This window comes from Coriobacteriia bacterium (assembly GCA_030652115.1).
Lineage (GTDB): Bacteria > Actinomycetota > Coriobacteriia > Anaerosomatales > Anaerosomataceae > UBA6100.
The window spans coordinates 1-24513 of sequence record JAUSBK010000014.1 but is presented as its reverse complement, the minus strand read 5'-3'; the positions used below and the strand labels follow the sequence as shown (position 1 = coordinate 24513).

The following is a 24513-nucleotide window of genomic DNA, read 5'->3' as shown; positions in this document are numbered from 1 at the left end:
GCGCGACCGCGGCCCTGTCATGATCCCAGACACCGTCCTTACGACTCTTCGTTCCCCACATCATCGAGAAGCGACCTCGCGTCTTTGAACGACGCTGCCAGGCGCTGTTCGGGAGTCTCGGGCTCAACCGGCTTCTGCGGCCGCATCTGTTCGGTGATGGCCACCGCGGACGCCACGGCGTTCGTGCGTGTATACGAGAGCGAGAGGTGCATCTCCACCACGCCCGCAGCTTCGGCCACCTCGGCCGCCTTGCCCGAGAGCTTCGGGATGGGTCGGCCGCGCTCGTCCCGCACGACCTCGACGTCGCGGAAGCGCATGCCCGAGAAGCCAGTGCCAAGCGCCTTGAGCACGGCCTCTTTCGCCGCAAAGCGCATGGCGTAGTGGATCTCCGGCTTGTTGCGCTTGTCGCAGTACTCGCGCTCCTCCTCGGAGAACAGGCGCTCCTTCATGCGTGGCCGACGCTTCAGCGCCTCGCGCATCCGGTCGATCTCGACGATGTCCACGCCGAGGCCGTTGATCATCTGGGCATCGCCGGTCATGGCTACTCCACCGTCACTGACTTGGCGAGGTTCCTGGGCTGGTCCACGTTGCAGCCGCGCAGCGCGGCGATATGGTATGCGAGCAGCTGGAGCGGCACGGTGGCTGGAATCGCCGAGATCGCCTCGCTCGTCCTGGGCACGTACAGCACGTGCTCGGCGTGCTTGCGGATCTCATCGTCACCGTGCGTCGCCACCGCGATGACGCGCGCGCCACGAGCCCGCACTTCCTGCATGTTGCTGATCACCTTCTCGTACGTGTGCCCCTGCGTGGCCACGACCACCACGGGGGTGTCCTCGGTGATGAGCGCGATCGGCCCGTGCTTCATCTCGCCGGCCGGATACGCCTCGGCGTGGATGTAGCTGATCTCCTTGAGCTTGAGCGCGCCCTCCATGGCCACCGGCACGCCGATCCCCCGACCGAGAAAGAGCGATGACGAGGCATCCACGTACTCTCGAGCGCATGACTCGATGTCCTCGTTGCTGCCGAGGACCGCCTCCACGATCTCCGGCAGACGGGAGATCTCCTCCCAGATACTCTCGATGCGCGACTGCTCGAGCGTGCCTTTGACCTGCGCGAGCTTGAGCGCGAGCACCATGAGCGCGGCGATCTGCGCGGTGAACGTCTTGGTCGCCGCCACGCCGATCTCAGGCCCCGCGTGGGTGTAGATGACGCCATCACTCTCACGCGTGACGCGACTCCCGACCACGTTGGTGATCGCAAACGCCTTCGCACCGTTCGCGCGTGCCTCGCGCACGCCCGCCAGCGTGTCGGCGGTCTCGCCCGACTGCGTGATGGCCACGACGAGCGTCCGCCCATCGACGATCGGGTCCCGGTAGCGGAACTCGCTCGAGACATCGACCTCCACATGGATCCTCGCCCACTGCTCGATCAGCGTCTTGGCGATGATGGCGGCGTGGAAGCTCGTCCCGCACGCGACGATGAACACACGCTCGATCGCGGTGATCTCGGCGGTATCGAGGGTGAGCTCCGAGAGTTCGATGGCCCCGTTGGCACCCATCCGGCCTCGCAGCGTGTTCCTGATCGCTGTGGGCTGCTCATTGATCTCCTTGAGCATGAAGGTCTCGTAGCCGCCCTTCTCGGCGGCGGCGAGGTCCCACTCGATGCACATGTGCTCCGGCTCGCGCACCTCGCCGTCCGCACCGCGCACGACGGTTCCGCCTGCGGTGACGGTGGCTATGTCGCCGTCCTCAAGCACGAGCACGTCCCGCGTGTACTCGAGGACCACCGGAATATCGCTCGCGATGATCGTCTCGCCCTGGCCCGCGCCGATGATCAGCGGCGAGTCCTGGCGCGCCGCGACGATCGTTCCGGGTTCGGATGCATGCACGACCGCGAGCGCGTAGCTGCCCTGCAGACACCGCACCGTCTTTGCCACAGCATCGGCAAGATCGCCGTCGTAATAGCTCTCGACCAGGTGCGCGACCGTCTCGGTATCGGTCTCCGACCGAAGCACGTGACCGGCCGCTGCCAGCTCCTCGCGCAGTTCGAGGTAGTTCTCGATGATGCCGTTGTGCACGACGGCGATGGCTCTCGCGCAGTCTGCGTGGGGATGGGCGTTCTCTTCAGTAGGCCGACCGTGCGTGGCCCAACGCGTGTGACCGATGCCCAGGGTGCCTTCGAGCGGCCCGGCCTCGAGCGCCTCACGCAGGTGGTGCAGCTTGCCGACCCGGCGTACCGTCGCGAGTCCGTCATCGCCGATGACGGTCAGACCGGCCGAGTCGTATCCGCGGTACTCGAGACGGGCAAGCCCACGCAACAGGACGTCGCTCGCCTGGCGGGACCCGCAGTATCCGACGATTCCACACATAGGGGTACTCCTCCCTCGGGAAGGATGAAGGTCAGTGGTTGTAGCAGGTTCGCGCGCATCGGCTTGGGAAGCCGCCGGACACGCTGCGATGATGATGACCGGTTCAGCAGCGGTTTGTCTCTGCAGTCGCCTGCAGGATTTGTCGCGTGCCGTTTCGACCCCGATCGAGGGCCGGAGGACCATCCGCCGAGTCTTTCGATAGGTCCCCACCTCGTCACCTGATGAGCATCAGGCCTGGCGCTGGCTTTCAGTTGGACGAGCGGCTCCCTTCTGCGAGGCTACCGGTCACGCTGCATTCTAGCAGAGGCGCGTTGCTGCCCCGGTCGCGGTGCCACCGAACGGTTGCCGGGCCGCTACCCGAGCTCGACGCGGACGAGACCGGCGATGTGCTCCGCGATCGAGCGGGCCTGGCTCTCTTCGGCGGCCTCCACCATCACGCGTACCAGCGGCTCGGTGCCCGAGGCCCTCACGAGAACGCGACCGGAGTCACCCAGCGTCGCCTCAGCCATCCGCACCGCGTCTGCGATCGCGGCGCTGCTCGAGAGCAGCTCGCGGTGCGCGACACGAACGTTCTCGAGCACCTGGGGGTAGTGGACCATCACTCCGGCGAGCTCCGAGAGGCGCTTGCCCGAACGACGGATCACCGCCGCAAGCTGCAACGCGGTGACGAGCCCGTCACCGGTGGTCGCGTGCTCGAGGAAGATCACGTGGCCGGACTGCTCGCCGCCGAAGACGGCACCGGAGGCGCGCATCTGATCGAGCACGTAGCGATCGCCGACACGCGTCTTCACGACGCTTATGCCACGCTCTCGCAGCGCCACGTCGAACCCGAGGTTGCTCATGACCGTGGCGACCACCGTGTCCCCGTTGAGCGCACTGCGATCCCGGAGGTCGAGGGCGCAGACAGCCATGATGGCGTCGCCGTCGATGACGGCGCCCGTCTCATCCACCGCGAGCACGCGATCGGCGTCTCCATCGTGGGCGATGCCGAGGTCGAATTCTCCGCTTCGTACCACCTCTGCGATGACGTCGAGATGCGTGGAACCACACGCGCGGTTGATGTCGGTGCCGTCCCAGTCGCAGTTCACCGCTGTGACCTCGGCCCCGAGCGCCCGGAATGCCGCCGGCGTGCTCACCGATGCTGCGCCGTGGCCGCAGTCGATGGCGACCCGCAGTCCGTCGAGACGGTCGGGCACGGTTGTGACGGCGTGCGCGATGTAGCGCTCCGCAGCAGCGGGAACCGCCTCGGTGACGCCCACAAGCGCCCCGGTCGGCCGCTCCCAATCGCGCTCGGCGATCAGGAACTCCTCGATCTCGTCCTCGATCTCGTCAGGGAGCTTGAAGCCGTCGCGATCGAAGAACTTGATGCCGTTGTACTCGGCGGGGTTGTGCGACGCCGAGATGACGACCCCGCCGTCTGCGCCCAGCTCGCGTGCCAGGAAGGCCACGGCCGGCGTGGGCACGATGCCCGCCCGGAGTGCGCTCGCGCCCGAAGAGCAGATTCCCGCCACGAGCGAGGCCTCGAGCAGATCACCGGAGCGGCGTGTATCCATACCGACGACGATCCGACCGGCGCCACGTTCGCCCAGGAAGTGCCCGGCTGCCTCGCCGAGCTTGAACGCCAGCTCGGGCGTGAGTTCGCTGTTCGCGATTCCCCGAACGCCGTCGGTGCCGAAGAGCTTGCCCATCAACGCCTCCTTCACGCACAAGGCCCGCCACCAGGGCGGGCCTTGATGATAGCGCGGTAACGCCTCGGCGCTCTAGCGCTTCGAGAACTGCGGACGCTTGCGGGCCTTCTTCAGGCCGTACTTCTTGCGCTCGACCATACGCGGGTCGCGGCGAAGGAGCCCGGCACGCTTGAGCTCACCGCGGTAGTCGTCGCCCGCCTCGAGCAGGGCGCGGGCGATCGCGTGGCGCATCGCGCCCGCCTGGCCCGAAAGGCCGCCGCCTTTGATGTTGGCGAAGACGTCGAAGTGGCCGACGGTCTCGGTGACCTTGAACGGCTGCTCGACGTAGCCCTTGAGCACCTCGCGGCCGAAATAGTCGGCAAACGCGCGACCGTTGACGGTCATCTGACCGGTACCGGGCATGAGGCGAACGCGCGCGACCGAGGTCTTGCGGCGGCCGGTGCCCCAGTAGACTGCTTTGCTCTCAGCCATGCGTTAGACCTCCAGGGTGATCTGACGGGGGTTCTGGGCCTGATGCGGGTGCTCGGCGCCGCCGTACACCTTGAGCTTCATGCCCTGAGCCCGCCCGAGCGTGTTCTTCGGGAGCATGCCCTTGACGGCGCCCTCGATCACGCGCTCGGGACGCTTGGCGAGCATCTCGGAGATCGGAACCTCCTTGAGGCCACCCGGGAAGCCGGAGTGGCGGTACTTCATCTTGGTAGCGAGCTTGTTGCCGGTGAGCTTTACCTTCGACGCGTTCACGACGATGACGAAGTCACCGGTGTCGACGTTCGGGGTGTACTGCGGCTTGCGCTTCCCTTTGAGGATGGAAGCCACTTCGCTCGCCAGTCGGCCGAGGGGGATATCCGTGGCATCGACGAGCAGCCACTCGCGCTCCACCTCGCCGGGCTTGGCGTAATAGGTCTTCAAGAGTTCCTCCAAAACGGTGCTGGACGTGGTCGTTTGTCGAGTTCACGGGGCTCTCGAAACGAACCCTTGCAGTTTATCCGCGCACCCGTGGGGTGTCAACAAACGCCACCGGGCGTATCTACCCGTCCCGGGGCTCCCCTACAGCCAGCACTCCTCCGGGTAGTGGACGTGCCACAGCGTCAGCCCCTGCGCGGGCGCGGTCGGACCCGCCGCCGACCGGTCGCACGCAGCAAGAGCGTCGGCGACCCATGATGCCGGCCGTCTGCCGAGGCCGACCTCGGCGAGACTCCCCACGATCACGCGCACCATCGAGTGGAGGAACGCGTTGCCGGCGACCCGGATCACGATGCTGTGCTCCCCCATCGCGATCTCCGGCCCGATCTCGATCAGGTCGAGACGGCGGAAGGTCCGGATGCCCTCGGCGGAGGACGCAACGCAAAACGAGCGGAAGTCGTGCTCGCCGATCAGTGCGTCAGCTGCCTCTCGCATGGCGCCGAGATCGAGCGTTCCCTTGACCCACCATGAGACCGGCGCAAGGAACAGCGGCGGCACGGGGCCCGGGACGATGCGATAGCGATACTCGCGCCCTACTGCGGAGTGCCGTGCACTGAAGCCAGCGGGTGCCTCGCGGACACCTGTCACGACGATACCGTCACCGACAAGCGCATTGAGCGAGCGCAGCAGCGCCGCGCGATCGAGATCCGGCTCGTCCCACTCGAGACTGACGACTTGCTCCAGCGCATGGACGCCGGCGTCGGTCCTGCCCGCCCCGACCGTCTCGACGTCACGCCGAAGCGCGGTCGCAAGCGCAGACTCCAGCTGGCCCTGGACCGTGACGAGGCCAGGCTGCCGGGCGAACCCGGCAAAGCCGCGACCGTCATAGGAGACGGTGAGTACGATGGTCGACGCCACGGAGCCCCCTAGAGCGCGATCCCGACGGCGACGAGCGCCGCCGAAGCCAACAGTAGCACCAGCCAGTCGCTGACGGTCATGGCCGAGGCGTTGAGCCGGGTGCGCCCCGCGCCGCCGCGATAGCAGCGCGACTCCATGGCCACCGCAAGGTCCTCGGCGCGCCGGAACAGGTTGACGAAGAGCGGCACCATCACGGGTACGAACGCCCGCGCGCGCCTGACGAGACCGCCCTCGTCGAAGCGCGCACCTCGAGCCGTCTGCGCGATGAGGATCTTCTCGGCCTCTTGCGCGGTGGTCGGGATGAACCGAAGCGCGATGGTAAGCATCATCGCCACCTCGCCCGCAGGGAAGCGAACAACCTCGAGCGGCCGCATGACCCGCTCGAGTCCGTCCGTGAGCTGTACGGGCGTCGTGGTGAGCGTCAGCAGCGACGTCCCCACCACGAGCAGGATGATTCTCAGCACGAAGAAGAGGCCCTCGCTCAGCCCCGGGCCGTCAATCGCCACCGGGCCGAGCCGCACGAGAGCCACCGTCGCAGGATTCCACCGCACCGCGTGGACTATGAGCGTGAAGCTGAGCAGCAAGGTCAGAGCCTTGATGCCCCTGAAAGCGATACGAGCCGGAACGCGCGAGATCCATAGAGCCAGGACGATGAATGCCGCCAGCGCCGCAAGCCCCGCGAACCCTTCGACCAGGAACATCGCCCCGGTGAACGCAGCGACAAGACCCATCTTGGTCTTGGCATCGAGCGCATGCATGGGCGACTCGGTCGGTACGTACTGGCCGAAAGTGACCGGAACCCTCATCGGCCCGCCCTCCAGGCGTCGAGCAGCACCCGTGCAGCCGCGGGGGCATCGAACTCGACGGTCGCAAGGCGTGCACCGCGATCCCGCGCGAGGACCTGCGTCCGGACCACGTCGGGCAGGCGCAGGCCCGCCGCTTCGAAGTCGGACGGATCGGCCATGAGTTCCGTCGCGGTCCCGTCGAAGACGGGTGCGCCGCCCTCCAGGGCGAGCACGCGGGTTGCCGAGGACAGGAACTCGTCGGGGTCGTGCGTGACGACCACGACGCCTGCCTTCGCCCGCTCGGCCTCGATGGCGGCGAGCACGTCGCGCCGGCCACGTGCGTCGAGTCCCGCGGTGGGCTCGTCAAGCAGCAGGTATGGCGCGCCCATCGCGAGCGCTCCGGCGATGGCCGCCCGGCGCGCCTCGCCACCCGAGAGGGTGAAGGGCGACCGCGGACCGAACGCTTCCGGGTCGAGCCCAACGGCCGTGAGCGCCGCGGCGGCCGCGCCCTCCGGGTCCGGCGCGCCCAGGTTGCGGGGACCGAACATCACGTCTGCGAGCAGCGATTCGGCGAAGAACTGCGACTCCGGGTTCTGGAAGACGATCGCGACCCGGCCGCGCGAGCTACGCGAGCGGGGCGACACCCCGTCGATCTCCACGACGCCCGTCTCAGGCTCGAGAAGGCCTGCGAGAAGACGAAGGAGCGTGGACTTGCCGGAGCCGGTGGCGCCGGCGATCACCAGCACATCGCCGCGATCGAGTTCGAGGTTCACTCCTCTGAGTGCCCGCACCCGATAGTCTGCCCCGGCGCTGTATGTGTATCCGAGATCCCGCGCTACGAGGGCCATAGCGCATCCACGATCCGTTCGGCGCTGAGCGCGTCAGCAGGGAGCGAGATGCCACCTGCGCGCAGTGCCCTGGCCAACACGACAACCGCCGGAACGTCCACGCCGAGGCGCCCGGCAGCGCTTGGGTCTTCGGCGAGCTCGAGCGGACTCCCCGTGAATGCGATGCGCCCTTCATCGAGAACGATCGCACGGTCAGCCGACAGGACATCCTCCAGGTGGTGCGTCACGTGGACGATCCCCACCCCGCGCTCCCTCAAGTTAGCGAGCACGGCGAGCACGTCGGCTCGTCCCGCGGAATCGAGCATCGCCGTCGGCTCGTCGAGCACGAGGTAGGCCGGATCCATCGCAAGCGCCCCGGCGATCGCGAGCCGCTGCTTCTGACCCTCGGACAGCAGATGCGGTTCACGGCGCTCAAGACCCGTTAGCCCGACCGCGGCGAGTGCATCGTCCACGCGTCGCCGGAGCTCGACAGGCGGGACGCCCAGGTTCTCCGGCCCGAAGGCCACATCCTCCTCGGCCACCGTGCCGACGATCTGGTTGTCCGGGTTCTGTTGGACGAAGCCAACGCGCGAGCGAACGTCCCACACCGTCGCCTCATCTGTGGTGTCCATACCGTCGACGGTGACCGTGCCCGCCGACGGCAACAGCAGCGCATTCATCAATCGGACGAGCGTGGACTTGCCGGACCCGTTTGGGCCGAGCACCGCCAAGGACTCACCGGCGCCGACGGTGAGCGAGACACCGTCGAGTGCCGGACGCGCCGCGCCCGGATACATGACGCGCACGTCGCGGAGTTCGATCACCCAAGCCTCCTCAAGACGACTGAGGGCCCCGCGTTCTGCGAGGCCCTCGGCAGTCTCACGACCCTCGCGGGCCGATACTAGTCTACGAGCTCCATGATGACCATCGGGGCGGCGTCGCCCTTGCGCGGCCCAAGCTTGAGGATGCGCGTGTAGCCACCCTCGCGCTCCTTGTACCGCGGCGCGATGTCATCGAATACCTTCTTCACCAGCGCCTGATCGCCGAGTTCGGCGAGCGCCAGGCGGCGGGAGTGAACGTCGCCGCGCTTGCCCCAGGTGATGATGCGGTCCACGAGGGTCCGCACCTCCTTGGCGCGCGTCTCGGTCGTCTTGATCCGCTCGTTGGCGAGCAGAGCGCCGGCCAGGCTCCGAAGCATCGCCTTGGTGTGGCTCGCGTCGGTGCCGAGCTTGCGCCCCTTCTTCGCGTGTCTCATACCTCTGGTTCTCCTAGCCTGCGAGACCCAGGCCCATGGCCTGGAGCTTGTCTTTGACTTCTTCGATCGACTTGGCGCCGAAGTTCCGGATGTTCAGCAGATCGGCCTCGCTGCACTCGGTGAGCTGGCCGATGCTGTTGACGCCCTGGCGCTTCAGGCAGTTGTACGAGCGGACGGTGAGGTCCAGCTCCTCGATCGGGGTGTCGAGCACGCGGTCCTTCTCGTCGGGGATCGACTCGAAGATGCCACCCTCGGGCAGTTCGCCCTCGGCCTGCTCGATGAAGAGCGTCATGTGCTCGTTGACGATGCGGGCGGCACGGGCCACCGCATCGGCCGGCGAGATGGCGCCGTTGGTCTCCACCTCGAGGATGAGCTTGTCGTAGTCGGTGCGCTGGCCCACACGCGTGTTCTCCACGACGTAGGTGCACCGCGTCACCGGGGTGAAGATCGAGTCGACGGTGATGACGCCGATCGGATCGTCGAGACGTTTGTTGCGGTCGGCCGACACGTAGCCGCGGGCGACGCCGACACGGATGCTCATCTCGAGCTTGGCACCCTTCTGCAGCGTTGCGATGACGTGCTCGGGATTCGTCAGCGTGAACTCGGCAGGGACCTTCAGGTCCGCACCGGTGACCGTCTTCGGACCGCTCACGGCGAGCGTGGCGACTGCGTCGCCCTCGCCAATGCCCGTGTCGCTGAAGACCAGGCCCTTCACATTCAAGACGATGTCGGTGACGTCCTCGCGGACGCCCTCGATCGTCGAGAACTCGTGCTGAACACCCTCGATGCGGATCGATGTCGCAGCCGCGCCAGTGAGCGACGACAGCAGCACCCGGCGCATCGAGTTGCCAAGCGTGTATCCATACCCACGCTCGAGCGGCTCGACGACATAGCGGGCGGTCCGCGCGTCGATCTCGTCGACGGAAACCTTCGGCCTCATAAACTCGGTCATGCTCTAAGCCTCCTTGGCTGGCAAGGCGTGATTACTTCGAGTACAGCTCGACGATGAGCTGCTCGCGGATGGGAGCTTCGATCTGCTCGCGGGTCGGCAGCGAGAGCACGCGGCCCTGCAGCTTCTCCACGTCTACCTCGAGCCAGCCCGGAACCTCGATCTTCGAGGACGAGATCAGGGCCGCCTTGATGGCGGTCATGTCCTTGGCCTTCTCGGCCACGGCGATCACGGCGCCCGGACGCACCCGGAACGACGGGATGTCCACCTTACGACCATCCACGGTGAAGTGACCGTGGCGGACCGTCTGGCGCGCTTCGTCACGCGACGATGCGAAGCCGAGGCGGTATACGGCATTGTCCAGCCGCGTCTCGAGCAGGCGCAGCAGGTTCTCGCCGGTGATGCCCGGCTGGCGGCTGGCCAGCTTGTAGTACGTTCGGAACTGCTTCTCCAGAACGCCGTAGATGCGCTTGGCCTTCTGCTTCTCACGGAGCTGCAGACGATACTCCGAGTCACGCGGACGCTTCTTGCCGGCCTGGCCCGGCGGGTACGGGCGCTTCTCGATGCCACACTTGTCGGTATAGCAGCGATCGCCCTTCAGGAAGAGCTTCTCACCTTCGCGGCGGCACTGCCTGCAGTCCGCCCCTGTGTAACGTGCCATAGAGGTCGATCCTTCCGGAAACTACACGCGGCGGCGCTTGCGCTGCCGGCAGCCGTTGTGCGGGACAGGGGTGCGATCCTGGATGCTCGCAACCTCGAGGCCAGCGGCCTGGAGCGAGCGGATCGCGGTCTCACGGCCGGAGCCGGGACCCTTCACGAACACGGTCACCTTGCGGACGCCGTGCTCCTGGGCGAGCTTCGCGCACTGCTCGGCGGCGAGCTGCGCCGCGAACGGAGTTGACTTGCGCGAACCCTTGAAGCCCACCTGGCCGGCGGACTTCCATGCGATCACGTTGCCCGAGGGGTCCGTGATGCTGATGATCGTGTTGTTGAACGTGCTCTTGATGTACGCCTGACCGACAGCGATGTTCTTTCGCTCGCTGCGGCGCACCCGGGTCTTGGCTGTCTTCTTCTTGGCGGCCATCTGCTACTTGCCCTTCTTCTTCGCGCCGATCTGGCGGCGGGGACCCTTGCGGGTACGCGCGTTGGTGTGTGTGCGCTGCCCGCGGACCGGAAGGCCCCTGCGGTGACGAAGGCCGCGATAGCAGCCGATCTCCATCAGTCGCTTGATGTTCTGGCTGACCTCACGGCGGAGGTCACCTTCGACCTTGAGGTTCCGGTCGATGTACTCGCGCAGACGGACGACCTCTTCTTCGGTGAGGTTCCGGACGCGGGTGTCGGGGTTGATACCCGTCTCGCGCAGGATCTGCTGCGAGGTGGTAAGCCCGACTCCAAATATGTAGGTGAGGCCGATCTCAACGCGCTTCTCGCGCGGGAGGTCGACTCCCGAAATGCGTGCCAAAGCCCGCTCCCTCCTAGCCCTGCCGCTGCTTGTGGCGCGGGTTCTCGCAGATCACGAGCACCCGGCCGTGGCGGCGGATGACCTTGCACTTTTCGCACATCTTCTTAACGGAAGGTCTGACTTTCATGCTGAGGTTCCCTTTTCCGTTGAGTTCTCAGAGCCGATCTATCTCGTCGCCCAGCCGCAGGCGTGTTCTTTCGTGACGACAGCACTAACACGGCACCGGGTGTCTCCATGACCCCTCACCGCAAACGAACTACTTGAAGCGGTACGTGATCCGACCCCTGCTGAGGTCGTACGGGGAGAGCTCGACGACCACCTTGTCGCCCGGCAGGATGCGGATGTAGTGCATCCGCATCTTCCCCGAGATGTGAGCAAGCATTTTGTGCCCATTGTCGAGCTCAACCCGAAACATCGCATTGGGTAGAGCCTCGAGAACGGTGCCTTCCATCTCGATAGCATCTTCGCGCTTGGCCAAGTAGCCGATTCCCTTCAAAGCTGTTAAGTCGCAAAACGGCAGTATATCCAATACGGATGCCCGCGTCCAGCATCCATGCAGTCCTGAACGCCCAGACTACTCGAGCGTCAGTATCCTCGGCCCGCTCTCGGTGACCGCCACGGTGTGTTCGAAGTGCGCCGAGAGGCTACCGTCCGAGGTAACCACAGTCCAGCCGTCATCGAGCGAGCGCACTTCCGCCGCGCCCGCATTTATCATCGGCTCTATCGCCAGGACCATTCCCACCTTGAGCGTCGGGCCTGTGCCTGCCTGCCCGTAGTTCGGCACCTGCGGGTCCTCGTGCATCGCACGTCCGATGCCGTGACCGACGTATTCTCGTACCACAGAGAAGCCACCGCCCTCGGCCACCTCCTGTACGGCTGCCGACACGTCGTGCAGGCGCATTCCGGGTACGCAACGCGCGATTCCCGCCTCGAGCGACCTCCTCGTGACGTCCATGAGGCGCTGCGCCTGCTCGCTCACCGCGCCAACCGGGAAGGTCATCGCCGAGTCGCCGTAGTAGCCATCGACGATCGCCCCGCAGTCCACCGACAGTATCTCGCCTTCGCGCAGAACCCGAGAACCCGGGATGCCGTGAACCACCTGCGAGTCGACCGAGGTGCACAGCGTGGCGGGAAAGCCATGGTAGCCCTTGAATGCCGGCTTGGCGCCGGCATCACGGATCGTCGCCTCGGCAAGCTCGTCGAGTTCGGCGGTCGTAATGCCCGGACGCAACGCATTCGCGACCGACCGCAGCGCCGCGGCTGTGATCCGGCCCGCTTCGCGCATGACGTCGAGTTCCGCGGGGGACTTGGTGACGATCACGACGGGCTAGCCGATACCGCGTAGGATCTCGCTGATGGCAGCGTACACATCGGCAGGCACGCGGTTTCCGTCGACTGTGTAGAGCGTGCCGTGCTCGGCGTAGTACGGGATCAGCTTGCTCGTCTGCTCATCGTAGGCAGCCAGACGCTTGCGCACGGTCGCCTCGGTGTCATCGTCGCGCTGGTAGACCTCGCCGCCGCACTCGGTGCATGCAGCGAGTTCGCCATCCGTCGCCACGTTGAAGATCTTGCCGCAGCCGCGGCACTGGCGGCGCGACGTGATGCGGGTGACGATGGCCTCGGGGTCGACCTCGACGCTCACAACCGCATCGAGCTTGAGTCCGCTCTCGGCGAGCGCAGCACCGAGCGCATCGGCCTGAGGGATCGTACGCGGGAAGCCGTCGAAGAGAACGCCGCGTTCCAGCGCGTCGGGCTGCGTGATCCGTTCCTGCACGAGACCGATGACGACGTCATCAGGAACCAGGCCGCCCTCGTCCATGTGCCGCTTGGCCTCGAGGCCGAGAGGCGTCTGGTCGGCGACAGCCTTGCGCAGGATGTCACCCGTGGAGAGATGGACCAGCCCGAACTCCTCGACGATGCGTGCGGCCTGCGTGCCCTTGCCGGCGCCGGGGGCGCCCAGAAGCATGACGTTCATCGCTGTCCCTCCCGTCTCATCGCCAGTGCCCCGGCACCGGCATCATGCCGGGACCGGGGCCCTTGCGATCACAGCCTCGGGCGTACGCGCCCGTTTCTACTTGAAGAACCCGTCATAGTGGCGCATTTGCAGCTGGCTCTCGAGCTGTCGCATGGTCTCAAGCGCCACGCCCACCATGATCAGGATCGACGTGCCGCCAAAGGCCTGCACCAGCGCGTCGTTGGTCTGCATGAACATGATCTGCGGACCGACTGCGATGGCTGCCAGGAACAGCGCACCCGGCAGCGTGATCCGGTTGAGGACGTTCGCGATGTACTGCGCCGTGGGATTACCGGGTCGCACACCCGGGATGAACCCGCCGTTCTTGCGCAGATTATCCGCGGTGTCGATCGGATTGAAGACGAGGGCGGTGTAGAAGTACGCGAAGAAGACGATCAGTATCGCGTACAGGAGGATGTGCAGCCAGCCCTGCGCAAGCGCATCAGACACCTGCTGCAGCCAGGCCACGTCCGTGAAGAACTTCGCGATCGTGGACGGGAACAGCAAGAGCGACGACGCGAAGATGATCGGGATGACGTTCGCACCATTCACCTTGAGCGGGATGTACGTACCCACGCCGCCGTAGACGCGACGACCCACCACGCGCTTGGCATACTGCACCGGGATGCGCCGCTGCCCGCCCTCCATGAAGACGACGGCGGCCACCACGAACAGCGATATCGCGAGAATCGCGAGCATTAGCCACGCGTTCACCCGGAATGAAGCGATGATCGTCTGCGGAAAACGGGACACGATGCTCGAGAAGATGATGAGCGACATGCCGTTGCCGATACCGCGCTGGGTGATGAGCTCGCCCATCCACATGATCATCGCCGTTCCCGCAATCAGCGAGATGACGATGACGACCTCGGTGAGCAGGTCGAAGTTCACGCCAAGGCCGGTCGGGGGCGCCGCCTGGAACACCGTGAGCAGACCCAGCGACTCCATCAGCGCGATGCCGAGGGTCATGTAGCGGGCGGTCTGCGTGATCTTGCGCTGACCGGCCTCGCCCTCCTTCGACCAACGCTCGATCGTCGGGATGACCGCCTGCAGCAGCTGCATGATGATCGTCGCCGTGATGTAGGGCATGATGCCGAGCGCGAACAGCGCGAAGTTCTCGAGCGCACCACCGGCGAACAGGTTCAGGAGGCCGAGGGCGCTACCGGCTCCAGTGACGAGTTCCTTCACTGCCACCGGATCGACACCCGGCACGGGAACGTGCGCACCCACGCGGTAGAGCGCGATGATCGCGAGTGTGAAGAGGATCTTCTTACGAAGGTCCGGGATGCGGAAGGCGTTCTTGATGGCCTCGATCACGAGAGATCGACCGTCCCTCCAGCCGCTTCGATCTTGGCACGTGCCGGACCGGAAACCCTGTCGATCTTGACGGTGAGCTTCTTGGTGAGTTCGCCATCGCCGAGCACCTTGACCGGAGTGGTCTTCGACTTGATGACGCCTTTGTCGAAGAGGCTGTCCACGTCGACGGTGTCACCCGCGGCGTAGAGGTCCTCAAGGCGGCTAACGTTCACCACCGCGTACTCCACGCGGTTGCGGTTCTTGAAACCACCCAGCTTCGGCATCCGCATGTGCAGCGGGTTCTGTCCACCCTCGAATCCGGGGCCTTTGCCGCCGCCGGCACGCGAGTTCTGGCCCTTGTCGCCGCGGCCCGCGGTAGAACCGTGGCCGCTCCCGTTGCCGCGACCGACGCGCTTGCGGTTCTGGCGCGAACCCGGTGCCGGGAAGAGGTCGTTCAACTGCATGTCATGACTCCTTGTCGCTTCTGGCCGGGACAACGTCCCGGGTTGCCGGCCGCTCGCCGCCGGCTGACTTCACTGCGGGACCGTCCCGCTAAACCTCGTCCACGCGGACGAGGTGCTTCACCTTGAACACCATGCCGCGGATGACCGGCGTGTCCGCCTGCTCCACGGTGTCGTTCATACGCTTGAGGCCGAGCGCGCGGACGGTCGCCTTCTGATCCTTTGGGAGACCAATCGCGCTTCTGACCTGCGTGATCCTGAGCTTCTTCTCTGCCATGGTCCGCTAACCCTTCTTGCCGTAGATCTCGCCCACGGTCTTGCCGCGGCTACGCGCGACCTCGGCGGGGCTCTTCAGCTGCTGCAGGCCTTCGGCGGCCGCCTTCACGATGTTGAGGGCGTTGCTGGTGCCGAGCGACTTGCTCAGCACGTCCTTGACGCCGCCGAGCTCCATGAGCGCGCGCACCGGCCCACCGGCGATGACGCCGGTACCGGGAGCGGCTGGCTTGAGCAGCACGTTGCCGGCGCCGTAGTGGCCGGTCACCGCATGCGGAATCGTCGTGCCGGTGAGCGGGAACGTGAACATGTTCTTCTTCGCGTCCTCGATGCCCTTCTTGATCGCGATGGGGACTTCGGCTGCCTTACCCATGCCGACGCCGACGCGACCGTTGCCGTCGCCCACGACCACGAGTGCAGTCAGGGAGAAACGGCGACCGCCCTTGACGACCTTGGCGACGCGATTGATGTAGACGACGCGCTCCTGGATCTCAGAGACCGGAGCGTTGCTGTCATGCGCCATTACTCGATCCTCCTCTTAGAACTTCAGGCCGGCGTCGCGGGCACCCTCGGCGAGGGCGGCCACACGACCGTGGTAGAGACGTCCACCGCGGTCGAACACGACCTCGGTGATGCCGGCCTCGAGGGCGCGGCGCCCCAGGGCGCCGCCCACCGCCTTGGCGGCGTCGGCGTTGGCGCCCGACTTCAGCGCCGACCGCAGATCCGGGTCGACCGACGATGCTGCCACGAGCGTCTTGCCCGCGACATCATCGATGAGCTGGGCGTAGATGTGCAGGTTGGTGCGGCTCACCCGCAGACGCGGGCGCGCTGCGGTTCCGCTTACCTTTCCGCGGACGCGGCGCTGGCGGCGGGCGAGACCTGCTGCCTTCGCTTTCGTCTTGTCCATGATCGTCCTCTAACTCCTTCTCGCGCGCCGGCAGGCGCGGTCACGTGGCTGGTTACTTGGCGGCCTTGCCGACCTTGCGGCGGACGTGCTCGCCCGCGTACCGGATACCCTTGCCCTTATACGGCTCCGGCGGACGGATCCCGCGGATCTCCGCCGCAGTCTGCCCGACACGCTGCTTGTCGATGCCGATGACCGAGATGCGGTTGGGCGCGGGAACCTCGAACGTGATGCCCTCGGGAGCCTTGACCACCATAGGGTGGCTCAGGCCGAGCGAGAGGTCGAGGGCGGCGTCCTTCAGCACGGCGCGGTAGCCGACGCCGACGATCTCCATATCCTTGCGAAACCCTTCGGACACGCCGACGACCATGTTTGACACCAGCGTGCGGGTAAGGCCGTGGAGGCTGCGGTGCTGACGCGCGTCGCTCGGGCGGCGCACTACAACGGCACCCTCCTCGAGCGTGATCGCCATATCAGGATTGAACGACTGTGACAGAGTGCCCTTGGGCCCCTTCACCGTGACGCTCGATCCGTCGATGTTCACTTCCACTCCGGCCGGGACCGGGATGGGCTGCTTGCCGATACGAGACACGGCTTGCTCCTTTCTCTCCGGTCCGATTACCAGATGTAGGCGATGACCTCGCCGCCGACACCGGCGGCGCGGGCCTGCTTCTCGGTCATGACGCCCTGCGAGGTGGAGATCACGGCGATGCCGAGACCGCCGAGGACGCGGGGCAGCTCGTCCTTCTTGGCGTACACGCGAAGGCCGGGCTTGGAGATCCGACGGATGCCGGTGATGGTGCGCGCCTTCTTCGGGCCGTACTTGAGGGCGATCGTCAGCGTGGCCTGCGGCTCGCCGGGAACGACCTCGAACTCCTCGATGTAGCCCTCGCTCTTCATGATCTTGGCGATGGCGACGAGCTTGTTCGATGACGGCATCGACGTGGACGTCTGAAACGCGTTGTTGGCGTTCCGGACCCGCGTCAGCATATCTGCGATGGGATCGGTCATGCTCATGTTCTCTGCTACCTCCTATGATTCGGGTCTGACCGTGTCCGTTGGTTCACTCCGGCCCATGACCGGCGCGCCTTACGGACCCGTCTGCCCGGGTCGCAATGCGGCTTACCAGCTCGCCTTGCGGACACCCGGCAGCTCACCGCGGCTGGCCAGCTCGCGCACGCACACGCGGCACAGCCCGAACTGACGGTAGTACGCGCGGGGCCGACCGCAGCGGTTGCAGCGGTTGACCGCACGGACACCGAACTTCGGAGTGCGCTTGGCCTTAGCGATCATCGACTTCTTTGCCACTTCTTTGACCTCCTCGAAAGGGCGTCCCGCCAGGGATGCTCCCTAGGTCGTCTCTACTTCTTGAACGGGAAGCCGAACTGCTCGAGCAGCACCCGGCACTCCTCGTCTGTTTTCGCGGTGGTGACGAACGTGATGTCCATGCCCCGGATCTTGTCGACCTTGTCGTAGTCGATCTCCGGGAAGATCAGCTGCTCGTTCACGCCGAGCGAGTAGTTGCCGCGTCCATCGAAGGCCTTCGCGCTCACGCCGCGGAAGTCGCGGATGCGCGGGAGAGCGGTCGACAGCAGGCGGTCGAAGAACTCCCACATGCGGTCGCCACGCATCGTGACCTTCGCGCCGATCGCCATGCCCTGGCGCAGCTTGAAGCTGGCGATCGACTTCTTCGCCCGCGTGATCGCCGGCTTCTGGCCCGTGACGATGGTGAGATCGCCGATCGCGGATTCGAGCAGCTTGGGGTCCTGGGTCGCCCCGCCGACACCCATGTTCACGACGATCTTCTCGAGCTTAGGTACTTCGTGCACGTTGGCGTAGCCGAAGCGCTCCATGAGCGCCGGCACGACCTCCGCGCGGTACCTTTCTTTGAATCGTGGTGCCACTGACTACCTCCAGTTGGTCTCGCGCCCGTCGGATTGCCGACCCGGCGGGACTTCTCGCGCGACCGCATCATGCGGTCGCGACGGTGCTACTTGTCGATGTCCTTGCCGCACTTCTTGCAGGTGCGGATGCGGGTACCGTCGTCGCGACGACGGGACACCCGCGTCGGCTGCCCGCAGTTCGGGCAGACGAGCATGACGTTCGAGACGTGGATCGTGCCCTCCATCTCGATGATGCCGCCCTGCTGGTTCTTCTGGCTGGGACGCGTGTGCTTCTTGATCATATGGACGTTCTCGACGACCACACGCTCCTTCTCCGGCATTGAGCGGAGGACCTTGCCCTCTTTGCCCTTGTCCTTGCCGGCGATGACGTGCACGCGATCGCCCTTGCGGATGGTTAGTGACTTCGCCATCTTCTTCGGTCCCTCCTACAGCACTTCGGGTGCGAGCGACACGATCTTCATGTACTTGCGGTCGCGCAACTCACGTGCGACCGGACCGAAGATGCGGGTGCCGCGGGGGTTGCCTTGTGCGTCGATGATGACGGCAGCGTTCTCGTCGAACCTGATGTAGCTGCCATCGGGGCGGCGCACTTCCTTCTTGCAGCGCACCACGACCGCCCTCACGACGTCACCCTTCTTGACCGCCCCGTTGGGGGTGGCCTCCTTCACGGCGCAGACGATCGTGTCGCCGACGTACGCATAGCGCCTCCGTGAGCCGCCGAGGACCTTGATGCAGGCCACCTGACGCGCCCCGGAGTTGTCGGCCACCTTCAGCCGTGTCTCCTGCTGGATCATGCTCTTCCTCCACCTCGTGCCGCAGGATGAGCAGCGAGCGTTCGCGAGTCTGCTCGATCCTGCGGGCGCAAGCACCGCCTACGGTCGGTGCTTGCGCTACTTTGCCTTCTCGACGATCTCGACCAGTCGCCAGTGCTTTAGCTTCGACACCGGGCGGGTCTCCATGATGCGGACGACATCGCCCACACCACACTCGTTGTTCTCGTCATGCGCATGGAACTTCGTCGACCGGGTGATCATCTTTCCGTAGAGCGGGTGACGCTTGCGCGCTTCGACCTTCACGACACAGGTCTTCTCGCCCGCGGTCGAGACCACGACGCCCTGACGCTCCTTGCGGCTGTTACGATCGGTGCTCATCTACCGTCCTCCCACTTACGCCTGGGGCTTGCCGGCCGCGATCTCGCGGGCTCGGAGCTCGGTGTGCAGGCGCGCGATGTCCTTCTTGACCACGCTGATTCGATTCGGGTTGTCGAGCTGCCCGGTTGCGAGCTGGAAACGGAGGTTGAAGAGCTCCGTCCTGCGCTCCTTGAGCTTCTCGGCGATCTCGGTTTCGGCGAGGTCCTTGATCTCTGTAGCCTTCATTTATGCTTCACCGCCACTGTCAGCACGGGTGACGAACTTGCACTTGATCGGCAGCTTCTGGGCCGCAAGGCGCATGGCCTCTTTGGCGACCTCTTCGCTGACACCCGCGACTTCGAACATCACTCGGCCGGGCTTGACGACCGCGACCCACTTCTCGGGGTTACCCTTGCCCGAGCCCATGCGGGTCTCGGCCGGCTTCTGCGTCACGGGCTTGTCCGGGAAGATGTTGATCCAGACCTTGCCGCCACGCTTCATGTGCCGGGTCATCGCGACACGGGCCGCCTCGATCTGGCGGTTGGTGATCCACGCCGGCTCGAGGGCCTTGAGACCGAAATCGCCGAATGCGATCTCGGTACCGCCCTTGGCGATGCCCTTACGGGAACCGCGCATCACCTTGCGGTGCTTTACGCGCTTGGGGAGCAGCATCTAGCCCCTCCTTCCAGCACCGGCGCCAGGAGCGCCACGGCGGTTGCCACGGGGGCGATCGCTGCGCTCGGGACGGGGACGCTCGACGAGAGCGGCCTCTTCGGCGGCGGTCAGCGTGGAACCGGGCAGCTTATCGCCACGGTACACGTGCACCTTCACGCCGACGACGCCGAACGTGGTCACGGCGTCGGTCGTGCCGTAGTCGATCTTGGCGCGCAGCGTGTGCAGCGGCACGCGACCCTCGCGGTACCACTCGCGGCGACCCATCTCGGCGCCACCGAGGCGGCCCGAGCACTGGATGCGAATGCCGAGCGCGCCGCTCTTCATCGCGCTCGTGACGGCCTTCTTCATCGCGCGACGGAACGACACGCGAGCCACGAGCTGCTCGGCAACACTCTGCGCCACAAGCGTGGCGTCGAGCTCCGGCCGCTTGATCTCGACAATGTTCACCGCGACGGGGTGACCGGCGAGCTTCTCAAGGTCCTTGCGCAGCACATCGACCTCGGCGCCCTTCTTGCCGATGACGATGCCCGGACGCGCGGTCCAGATCTCGACGAACACCTTATCGCCCTTGCGCTCGATGTCGATGCGCGAGATGGCGGCCCGGCGGAGCTTCGCCTGCAGGTACTTGCGCAGACCGAGGTCCTCCGCAAGCGTCTGGGCGTAACCCTTGTCCTGGAACCAACGGCTCCGCCATTCCTCGGTGATGCCGAGGCGGAACCCGATCGGCTGGACTTTCTGGCCCATACCTTATGCCTCCTCTCGCTGCTTCACGACCACCGTGATGTGGCTCGTGCGCTTGTTGATGCGGAATGCCCGGCCCATTGCGCGCGGACGGATCCGCTTGATGGTCGGACCTTCGTTCACGTACGCCTCCGAGACGTAAAGCGTCTCCGGCTTGATCCGCAGGTTCTTCTCGGCGTTCGCGGCCGCACTGTGCACGACCTTGCCCACGATCTCCGCCGCGGCACGCGGGGTGAACTTGAGGATCGCCTCGGCATCCGGAACGGACTTGCCCCGGACGAGGTCGATGACCTCGCGCGCCTTGCGCGGAGTCACTCTCACGAACTTCGCGGTAGCTCTTGCTTCCATCTACTCAAAACCTCCGACCGTTCTCTTTCGGCCCGGCGCTCCCGCGCCGAAGACCGGTGTCAGCGACTGATCAGCGCCTAGCGCTTGCCCTTCTTGCGATCGTCCGCGTGGCCGCGGAAGGTGCGCGTCGGGGAGAACTCGCCGAACTTGTGGCCCACCATCGACTCGGTGACGTACACCGGCACGTGCTTCCGGCCGTCGTGCACCGCAACCGTGTGACCGACCATCTCCGGGAAGATCGTCGAGGCGCGTGACCACGTCTTGATGACCCTCTTCTCGCCAGCGTCGTTCATGTCCTGGATACGCTTCAGGAGACGCGGCTCGACGTAGGGGCCCTTCTTGAGGCTTCTGCTCATTGCTCGCTTCCTCTCCCGCTACTTCTTCCGGCGGCGGATGATCATGGCGTCGGACGCCTTATGCTTGGCACGCGTGCGGTGGCCCTTGGTGGGGACACCCCACGGCGTCACCGGGTGACGTCCTGCGGTCTTGTTCTTGCCCTCGCCACCGCCGTGCGGGTGGTCGACCGGGTTCATCGCGGTACCACGAACGGTCGGACGCTTGCCGAGATGGCGGTTGCGGCCGGCCTTGCCCACCGAGATGTTGGCGTGGTCGCTGTTGCCGACCTCGCCGACGGTGGCCCTGCAGGTGAGCGGAACCATGCGCATCTCCGAGGAGGGCATGCGCAGGATCGCCTTCGAGCCCTCCTTGCCGATGAGCTGCGCGGAGGTGCCAGCCGAGCGGGCGATCGCGGCACCCTTGCCGGGCTGCAGCTCGATCGCGTGGACCACGGTACCGGTGGGGATGTTCTCCATCGGAAGCGCGTTGCCCGGTTTGATGTCGGCGTCGCGGCCGGACATGACGGTGTCGCCCACGCTGAGCTTCTCCGGTGCGAGGATGTAGCGCTTCTCGCCGTCCGCATAGTGAAGCAGTGCGATGCGAGCCGACCTGTTCGGGTCGTACTCGATCGTCGCGACCTTGGCGGGAATACCGTCCTTGTTCCGCTTGAAGTCGATCTTGCGGTACTGGCGCTTGTGGCCGCCACCCTGGTGGCGGACCGTGATGCGCCCGTTGTTGTTGCGGCCACCCTTCTGGGGTAGCGGCTCGAGCAGCGACTTCTCGGGAGTCGCCGACGTGATCTCCGCGAAGTCGGAGACCGTCTGGAAACGACGACCCGGTGAAGTCGGCTTGTACTTCTTCAGTCCCATTGCTTCTCCTTCGTTCCGATTGCCAGGCCGCTTGGGACTCGGAGATCGCTTTCTCCGAACGGCCCGACGCCGGACGTTCCTACCACGGTGCCGGGTGGCTCCATCAGCCTGCGAACTCCCTCACGAGAGGGAGCACGCGGGGTCACTTGCCGGCGTACAGATCGATCGCGTCGCCATCCTTGAGGGTGACGATGGCCTTCTTCCACGAGCGCGACAGCCCCTTATTGTAGCGAAGTCGCCGCGGTTTACCAGAGACGTTCATCGTGTTCACGCTCGTGACCGTTACGTGGAAGATCTCGGAGACCGCCTGGGCGATCTGCTCCTTCTTCGCGTCCTTGGCCACCTCAAAGGTGTACCGACCCTGCTCCATCAAGTCGAAGCTCTTCTCCGACACGATGGGGCGGATGATGATGTCATGTGCATTCATCAGCTCAGCACCCCCTCGAGCCACTCGAGTGCCGGCTTGGTGAACAGCACGGACACGTTGTCGACAAGGTCGTATGTGTTGGCTTCGGAGGCCGTGATCACGCGCACTCGCTCCACGTTGCGCAGCGACAGGTATGCGTTCATGTCCTCATCATCCACGACCACCGTCACCCTGCGGTCGATGCCGAGAGCGGCGAGCACGGCCGCAGCCTTCTTCGTGGAAGGCTCGTCCAGGCCGAACGTGTCGATGACGTAGAGCTCCCCGTCGGCGCGCTTGGCCGAGAGAACACTCCGCATCGCGAGCTTGACGACCTTGTTCGGCACCTTGAACGCGTAGCTGCGGGGGGTGGGGCCGAAGATCACGCCGCCGCCCTTCCACTGTCCTGCTCGGGTCGAACCCTGGCGAGCACGACCGGTACCCTTCTGACGCCACGGCTTCGCGCCACCGCCTGAGACGTCGCTGCGTCCCTTCGTGCTCTGCGTGCCCTGACGGCGTGCGGCCATCTGGCTCCGCACCACCTGATGCACGGCAAACGGGTTCGGGTCGATCGCGAACACGGCGTCCGCGAGATCGGCTGAGCCCACCTTCTTGCCCGTGCTGTCTTTCACTTCGACAGTTGCCATCGTATCTACTCCTAAGTTGCGCACCCGACGCCCGCGTCTAGCCGAGGCGGATCGTCAGAAGGCTGTCCTTGCCACCGGGAACCGCACCCTTGACGAGCAGGAGGTTCTGCTCGACATCAACGCGCACGATCTCGACATTGCGAATCGTGACGGTGTCCCCGCCCATGCGCCCGGGAAGCCGGGTGCCCTTGAAGACGCGCGAAGGCGTGGAGGCCTGGCCGATCGAACCGGGCTCGCGGTGTGCATGCGAGCCGTGACCGCCGGGACCGCCCTTGAAGTTGTGACGCTTCATGACGCCCTGAAAACCCTTACCCTTGCTGGTGCCGGTGATGTGCACCTGCATGCCGGGCTCGTAGCCGTCGACCGTGATCGTCTGGCCCAGCTTGAACTGCTCGCCGTCGGGCAGCGGAACCTCCGCGACGAACCGCTTGGGGGTGGTGCGTGCCTTGGCGAAGTGACCCATCATGGGCTTGTTCGACCGTGACTCTTTCACGTCGCCGAACGCGAGCTGAACGGCTTGGTAGCCGTCACGCTCGGGAGTGCGGATCAGGGAGACCACGCAGGGGCCGGCCTCGATGACGGTGACCGGGATAAGCCGGTCGTCATCGGACCAGACCTGGGTCATTCCCAGTTTCCTTCCGAGAATCGAATGTGCCATCGTCAGTGCCTTTCGTCCGTGCGGTCTGTGGGACCTTGTACGTCGCCTCGTGCGACGCCTCCCAGAGGACCGCGCCTCTCTCAACCGGCGACGATCCGCCGGAGGGTACCTACAGCTTGATCTCGATGTCGACGCCGGCCGGCAGGTCGAGACGCATGAGCGAGTCGACCGTCTTGGGCGTGGGCTCGAGGATGTCGATGAGGCGCTTATGCGTCCGCATCTCGAAATGCTCGCGGCTGTCCTTGTTCACGTGCGGCGAGCGGATCACGCAGTAGAGGTTACGCTCGGTGGGGAGCGGAATCGGTCCAGCCACCTTTGCGCCGGTCTTCTGCGCGGTCTCCACGATCATCTTCGTGGACTTGTCCACGATCTCGTGATCGTAGGCCTTGAGCCTGATGCGGATCTTCTGGTTCGCCAACTTGCTTACCTCCGTTGTGGTACGGACGCTTCTCGCTACTTGATGATCTTCGTAACACGACCCGAGCCGACGGTGCGACCGCCCTCGCGGATAGCGAAGCGCAGGCCCTCTTCCATCGCGATCGGGTTGATGAGCTCGGCCTTGACCTCGACGTTGTCGCCGGGCATGACCATCTCGGTGCCCTCGGGCAGGTGTGCGATGCCCGTGACGTCGGTGGTCCGGAAGTAGAACTGCGGACGGTAGCCGTCGAAGAACGGGGTGTGACGGCCGCCTTCCTCCTT

40 protein-coding genes and 1 pseudogene are annotated in these 24513 nt (G+C 65.6%); all 41 read right to left on the bottom strand.

Features of this window, described 5'->3' with window-relative positions:
* Positions 1–38: 38 nt before the first annotated feature.
* Positions 39–539: a holo-ACP synthase gene (locus tag Q7W51_11835; GenBank protein MDO8849065.1), complete on the bottom strand. Its 501-nt coding sequence runs from the start codon at positions 537–539 to the stop codon at positions 39–41.
* Positions 540–541: 2 nt separating this feature from the next.
* A complete protein-coding gene (gene glmS / locus Q7W51_11830) occupies positions 542–2368 on the bottom strand; it encodes a glutamine--fructose-6-phosphate transaminase (isomerizing) (protein ID MDO8849064.1) in 1827 nt (608 codons plus the stop codon).
* A 353-nt stretch (positions 2369–2721) separates the two neighbouring features.
* Positions 2722–4056 carry a phosphoglucosamine mutase gene (glmM, locus tag Q7W51_11825; GenBank protein MDO8849063.1) on the bottom strand — a complete coding sequence of 445 codons (1335 nt, stop codon included), beginning with the start codon at positions 4054–4056 and terminating at the stop codon, positions 2722–2724.
* 72 nt (positions 4057–4128) lie between these two features.
* Positions 4129–4527 (bottom strand): 30S ribosomal protein S9, encoded by a 399-nt coding sequence (gene rpsI / locus Q7W51_11820; protein ID MDO8849062.1) that lies wholly within the window; start codon positions 4525–4527, stop codon positions 4129–4131.
* 3 nt (positions 4528–4530) lie between these two features.
* Positions 4531–4977 (bottom strand): 50S ribosomal protein L13, encoded by a 447-nt coding sequence (rplM, locus tag Q7W51_11815; GenBank protein ID MDO8849061.1) that lies wholly within the window; start codon positions 4975–4977, stop codon positions 4531–4533.
* Positions 4978–5103: 126 nt separating this feature from the next.
* Positions 5104–5877 (bottom strand): tRNA pseudouridine(38-40) synthase TruA, encoded by a 774-nt coding sequence (gene truA, locus Q7W51_11810; GenBank protein ID MDO8849060.1) that lies wholly within the window; start codon positions 5875–5877, stop codon positions 5104–5106.
* A gap of 8 nt (positions 5878–5885) precedes the next feature.
* Positions 5886–6683, bottom strand: a complete 798-nt coding sequence (locus tag Q7W51_11805; protein MDO8849059.1) for an energy-coupling factor transporter transmembrane component T — start codon at positions 6681–6683, stop codon at positions 5886–5888.
* Positions 6680–7510 carry an ATP-binding cassette domain-containing protein gene (locus tag Q7W51_11800; protein MDO8849058.1) on the bottom strand — a complete coding sequence of 277 codons (831 nt, stop codon included), beginning with the start codon at positions 7508–7510 and terminating at the stop codon, positions 6680–6682. Before Q7W51_11800 ends, Q7W51_11805 begins: the two co-directional genes overlap by 4 nt.
* Positions 7498–8313 (bottom strand): energy-coupling factor transporter ATPase, encoded by an 816-nt coding sequence (locus tag Q7W51_11795; protein MDO8849057.1) that lies wholly within the window; start codon positions 8311–8313, stop codon positions 7498–7500. The genes Q7W51_11800 and Q7W51_11795 overlap by 13 nt, the downstream gene beginning before the upstream one ends.
* 83 nt (positions 8314–8396) lie before the next feature.
* A pseudogene (gene rplQ, locus Q7W51_11790) lies at positions 8397–8744 on the bottom strand (50S ribosomal protein L17).
* A gap of 13 nt (positions 8745–8757) precedes the next feature.
* Entirely contained in the window at positions 8758–9696 is a 939-nt protein-coding gene (locus tag Q7W51_11785; protein ID MDO8849056.1) for a DNA-directed RNA polymerase subunit alpha, read from the bottom strand.
* 31 nt (positions 9697–9727) lie between these two features.
* The gene (gene rpsD, locus Q7W51_11780; protein MDO8849055.1) at positions 9728–10354 is read right to left on the bottom strand and encodes a 30S ribosomal protein S4; all 627 of its coding nucleotides are present in this window, start codon (positions 10352–10354) and stop codon (positions 9728–9730) included.
* Positions 10355–10375: 21 nt separating this feature from the next.
* Positions 10376–10777: a 30S ribosomal protein S11 gene (rpsK, locus tag Q7W51_11775; GenBank protein ID MDO8849054.1), complete on the bottom strand. Its 402-nt coding sequence runs from the start codon at positions 10775–10777 to the stop codon at positions 10376–10378.
* Between the two features lie 3 nt (positions 10778–10780).
* Positions 10781–11155, bottom strand: coding sequence for a 30S ribosomal protein S13 (gene rpsM, locus Q7W51_11770; protein ID MDO8849053.1), 375 nt, complete (start codon positions 11153–11155; stop codon positions 10781–10783).
* Between the two features lie 13 nt (positions 11156–11168).
* The gene (rpmJ, locus tag Q7W51_11765) at positions 11169–11282 is read right to left on the bottom strand and encodes a 50S ribosomal protein L36 (protein ID MDO8849052.1); all 114 of its coding nucleotides are present in this window, start codon (positions 11280–11282) and stop codon (positions 11169–11171) included.
* A gap of 129 nt (positions 11283–11411) precedes the next feature.
* The gene (gene infA, locus Q7W51_11760; protein ID MDO8849051.1) at positions 11412–11633 is read right to left on the bottom strand and encodes a translation initiation factor IF-1; all 222 of its coding nucleotides are present in this window, start codon (positions 11631–11633) and stop codon (positions 11412–11414) included.
* A 96-nt stretch (positions 11634–11729) separates the two neighbouring features.
* A complete protein-coding gene (gene map / locus Q7W51_11755) occupies positions 11730–12476 on the bottom strand; it encodes a type I methionyl aminopeptidase (protein MDO8849050.1) in 747 nt (248 codons plus the stop codon).
* A gap of 6 nt (positions 12477–12482) precedes the next feature.
* Positions 12483–13130, bottom strand: a complete 648-nt coding sequence (locus Q7W51_11750) for an adenylate kinase (GenBank protein ID MDO8849049.1) — start codon at positions 13128–13130, stop codon at positions 12483–12485.
* Between the two features lie 96 nt (positions 13131–13226).
* A complete protein-coding gene (secY, locus tag Q7W51_11745; GenBank protein MDO8849048.1) occupies positions 13227–14486 on the bottom strand; it encodes a preprotein translocase subunit SecY in 1260 nt (419 codons plus the stop codon).
* Positions 14483–14929, bottom strand: coding sequence for a 50S ribosomal protein L15 (gene rplO, locus Q7W51_11740; GenBank protein MDO8849047.1), 447 nt, complete (start codon positions 14927–14929; stop codon positions 14483–14485). Before rplO ends, secY begins: the two co-directional genes overlap by 4 nt.
* 88 nt (positions 14930–15017) lie before the next feature.
* Positions 15018–15203 carry a 50S ribosomal protein L30 gene (gene rpmD / locus Q7W51_11735; GenBank protein MDO8849046.1) on the bottom strand — a complete coding sequence of 62 codons (186 nt, stop codon included), beginning with the start codon at positions 15201–15203 and terminating at the stop codon, positions 15018–15020.
* A gap of 6 nt (positions 15204–15209) precedes the next feature.
* Positions 15210–15722, bottom strand: coding sequence for a 30S ribosomal protein S5 (gene rpsE / locus Q7W51_11730; GenBank protein MDO8849045.1), 513 nt, complete (start codon positions 15720–15722; stop codon positions 15210–15212).
* Positions 15723–15737: 15 nt separating this feature from the next.
* Positions 15738–16106 (bottom strand): 50S ribosomal protein L18, encoded by a 369-nt coding sequence (gene rplR, locus Q7W51_11725; GenBank protein ID MDO8849044.1) that lies wholly within the window; start codon positions 16104–16106, stop codon positions 15738–15740.
* A gap of 52 nt (positions 16107–16158) precedes the next feature.
* Positions 16159–16695, bottom strand: coding sequence for a 50S ribosomal protein L6 (rplF, locus tag Q7W51_11720; protein MDO8849043.1), 537 nt, complete (start codon positions 16693–16695; stop codon positions 16159–16161).
* Positions 16696–16721: 26 nt separating this feature from the next.
* On the bottom strand, positions 16722–17120 hold the full coding sequence (gene rpsH, locus Q7W51_11715; GenBank protein ID MDO8849042.1) for a 30S ribosomal protein S8: 399 nt from the start codon (positions 17118–17120) through the stop codon (positions 16722–16724).
* Between the two features lie 105 nt (positions 17121–17225).
* Positions 17226–17411, bottom strand: coding sequence for a type Z 30S ribosomal protein S14 (locus Q7W51_11710; protein MDO8849041.1), 186 nt, complete (start codon positions 17409–17411; stop codon positions 17226–17228).
* 53 nt (positions 17412–17464) lie between these two features.
* Entirely contained in the window at positions 17465–18007 is a 543-nt protein-coding gene (gene rplE, locus Q7W51_11705; protein ID MDO8849040.1) for a 50S ribosomal protein L5, read from the bottom strand.
* Positions 18008–18093: 86 nt separating this feature from the next.
* A complete protein-coding gene (rplX, locus tag Q7W51_11700) occupies positions 18094–18417 on the bottom strand; it encodes a 50S ribosomal protein L24 (GenBank protein MDO8849039.1) in 324 nt (107 codons plus the stop codon).
* Positions 18418–18432: 15 nt separating this feature from the next.
* Positions 18433–18801, bottom strand: coding sequence for a 50S ribosomal protein L14 (gene rplN, locus Q7W51_11695; GenBank protein ID MDO8849038.1), 369 nt, complete (start codon positions 18799–18801; stop codon positions 18433–18435).
* A 96-nt stretch (positions 18802–18897) separates the two neighbouring features.
* Positions 18898–19158, bottom strand: a complete 261-nt coding sequence (rpsQ, locus tag Q7W51_11690) for a 30S ribosomal protein S17 (GenBank protein ID MDO8849037.1) — start codon at positions 19156–19158, stop codon at positions 18898–18900.
* 15 nt (positions 19159–19173) lie between these two features.
* Entirely contained in the window at positions 19174–19383 is a 210-nt protein-coding gene (gene rpmC / locus Q7W51_11685; protein MDO8849036.1) for a 50S ribosomal protein L29, read from the bottom strand.
* Entirely contained in the window at positions 19384–19809 is a 426-nt protein-coding gene (gene rplP / locus Q7W51_11680) for a 50S ribosomal protein L16 (protein MDO8849035.1), read from the bottom strand. It abuts the gene before it with no gap.
* A complete protein-coding gene (rpsC, locus tag Q7W51_11675) occupies positions 19810–20556 on the bottom strand; it encodes a 30S ribosomal protein S3 (GenBank protein ID MDO8849034.1) in 747 nt (248 codons plus the stop codon). It abuts the gene before it with no gap.
* 3 nt (positions 20557–20559) lie between these two features.
* Positions 20560–20901: a 50S ribosomal protein L22 gene (gene rplV, locus Q7W51_11670; protein MDO8849033.1), complete on the bottom strand. Its 342-nt coding sequence runs from the start codon at positions 20899–20901 to the stop codon at positions 20560–20562.
* Positions 20902–20978: 77 nt separating this feature from the next.
* Entirely contained in the window at positions 20979–21257 is a 279-nt protein-coding gene (rpsS, locus tag Q7W51_11665) for a 30S ribosomal protein S19 (GenBank protein ID MDO8849032.1), read from the bottom strand.
* An 18-nt stretch (positions 21258–21275) separates the two neighbouring features.
* The gene (gene rplB, locus Q7W51_11660; GenBank protein MDO8849031.1) at positions 21276–22106 is read right to left on the bottom strand and encodes a 50S ribosomal protein L2; all 831 of its coding nucleotides are present in this window, start codon (positions 22104–22106) and stop codon (positions 21276–21278) included.
* A gap of 142 nt (positions 22107–22248) precedes the next feature.
* Entirely contained in the window at positions 22249–22536 is a 288-nt protein-coding gene (gene rplW / locus Q7W51_11655) for a 50S ribosomal protein L23 (protein ID MDO8849030.1), read from the bottom strand.
* Entirely contained in the window at positions 22533–23156 is a 624-nt protein-coding gene (gene rplD / locus Q7W51_11650) for a 50S ribosomal protein L4 (protein MDO8849029.1), read from the bottom strand. Before rplD ends, rplW begins: the two co-directional genes overlap by 4 nt.
* Positions 23157–23193: 37 nt before the next feature.
* Positions 23194–23814, bottom strand: a complete 621-nt coding sequence (gene rplC, locus Q7W51_11645) for a 50S ribosomal protein L3 (protein MDO8849028.1) — start codon at positions 23812–23814, stop codon at positions 23194–23196.
* 109 nt (positions 23815–23923) lie between these two features.
* The gene (rpsJ, locus tag Q7W51_11640) at positions 23924–24232 is read right to left on the bottom strand and encodes a 30S ribosomal protein S10 (protein MDO8849027.1); all 309 of its coding nucleotides are present in this window, start codon (positions 24230–24232) and stop codon (positions 23924–23926) included.
* A 35-nt stretch (positions 24233–24267) separates the two neighbouring features.
* On the bottom strand, positions 24268–24513 hold a 246-nt coding region (gene tuf, locus Q7W51_11635; protein ID MDO8849026.1), incomplete at its 5' end, for an elongation factor Tu.

Excerpts from the sequence above, each read along its gene's own strand:
- rplD (MDO8849029.1), bottom strand. The coding sequence starts at position 23,156 with ATGGCAACTGTCGAAGTGAAAGACAGCACGGGCAAGAAGGTGGGCTCA.
- Q7W51_11785 (MDO8849056.1), bottom strand. The coding sequence starts at position 9,696 with ATGACCGAGTTTATGAGGCCGAAGGTTTCCGTCGACGAGATCGACGCG.
- rpsQ (MDO8849037.1), bottom strand. The coding sequence starts at position 19,158 with ATGAGCACCGATCGTAACAGCCGCAAGGAGCGTCAGGGCGTCGTGGTC.
- rpsC (MDO8849034.1), bottom strand. The coding sequence starts at position 20,556 with ATGGGCCAGAAAGTCCAGCCGATCGGGTTCCGCCTCGGCATCACCGAG.
- rpsS (MDO8849032.1), bottom strand. The coding sequence starts at position 21,257 with ATGAGCAGAAGCCTCAAGAAGGGCCCCTACGTCGAGCCGCGTCTCCTG.
- glmS (MDO8849064.1), bottom strand. The coding sequence starts at position 2,368 with ATGTGTGGAATCGTCGGATACTGCGGGTCCCGCCAGGCGAGCGACGTC.
- rplV (MDO8849033.1), bottom strand. The coding sequence starts at position 20,901 with ATGGAAGCAAGAGCTACCGCGAAGTTCGTGAGAGTGACTCCGCGCAAG.
- Q7W51_11835 (MDO8849065.1), bottom strand. The coding sequence starts at position 539 with ATGACCGGCGATGCCCAGATGATCAACGGCCTCGGCGTGGACATCGTC.
- rpmD (MDO8849046.1), bottom strand. The coding sequence starts at position 15,203 with ATGGCAGAGAAGAAGCTCAGGATCACGCAGGTCAGAAGCGCGATTGGT.
- rplO (MDO8849047.1), bottom strand. The coding sequence starts at position 14,929 with ATGCAGTTGAACGACCTCTTCCCGGCACCGGGTTCGCGCCAGAACCGC.
- rplR (MDO8849044.1), bottom strand. The coding sequence starts at position 16,106 with ATGGACAAGACGAAAGCGAAGGCAGCAGGTCTCGCCCGCCGCCAGCGC.
- Q7W51_11800 (MDO8849058.1), bottom strand. The coding sequence starts at position 7,510 with ATGGCCCTCGTAGCGCGGGATCTCGGATACACATACAGCGCCGGGGCA.
- rplP (MDO8849035.1), bottom strand. The coding sequence starts at position 19,809 with ATGCTGCTCCCCAAGCGCGTAAAGCACCGCAAGGTGATGCGCGGTTCC.
- Q7W51_11805 (MDO8849059.1), bottom strand. The coding sequence starts at position 6,683 with ATGAGGGTTCCGGTCACTTTCGGCCAGTACGTACCGACCGAGTCGCCC.
- rpsH (MDO8849042.1), bottom strand. The coding sequence starts at position 17,120 with ATGAGCATGACCGATCCCATCGCAGATATGCTGACGCGGGTCCGGAAC.
- Q7W51_11750 (MDO8849049.1), bottom strand. The coding sequence starts at position 13,130 with ATGAACGTCATGCTTCTGGGCGCCCCCGGCGCCGGCAAGGGCACGCAG.
- rplX (MDO8849039.1), bottom strand. The coding sequence starts at position 18,417 with ATGGCGAAGTCACTAACCATCCGCAAGGGCGATCGCGTGCACGTCATC.
- rplB (MDO8849031.1), bottom strand. The coding sequence starts at position 22,106 with ATGGGACTGAAGAAGTACAAGCCGACTTCACCGGGTCGTCGTTTCCAG.
- rplN (MDO8849038.1), bottom strand. The coding sequence starts at position 18,801 with ATGATCCAGCAGGAGACACGGCTGAAGGTGGCCGACAACTCCGGGGCG.
- rplC (MDO8849028.1), bottom strand. The coding sequence starts at position 23,814 with ATGGCACATTCGATTCTCGGAAGGAAACTGGGAATGACCCAGGTCTGG.
- rpmJ (MDO8849052.1), bottom strand. The coding sequence starts at position 11,282 with ATGAAAGTCAGACCTTCCGTTAAGAAGATGTGCGAAAAGTGCAAGGTC.
- rpsE (MDO8849045.1), bottom strand. The coding sequence starts at position 15,722 with ATGGCGCATGACAGCAACGCTCCGGTCTCTGAGATCCAGGAGCGCGTC.
- rpsI (MDO8849062.1), bottom strand. The coding sequence starts at position 4,527 with ATGGCTGAGAGCAAAGCAGTCTACTGGGGCACCGGCCGCCGCAAGACC.
- rpmC (MDO8849036.1), bottom strand. The coding sequence starts at position 19,383 with ATGAAGGCTACAGAGATCAAGGACCTCGCCGAAACCGAGATCGCCGAG.
- rpsD (MDO8849055.1), bottom strand. The coding sequence starts at position 10,354 with ATGGCACGTTACACAGGGGCGGACTGCAGGCAGTGCCGCCGCGAAGGT.
- rpsK (MDO8849054.1), bottom strand. The coding sequence starts at position 10,777 with ATGGCCGCCAAGAAGAAGACAGCCAAGACCCGGGTGCGCCGCAGCGAG.
- glmM (MDO8849063.1), bottom strand. The coding sequence starts at position 4,056 with ATGGGCAAGCTCTTCGGCACCGACGGCGTTCGGGGAATCGCGAACAGC.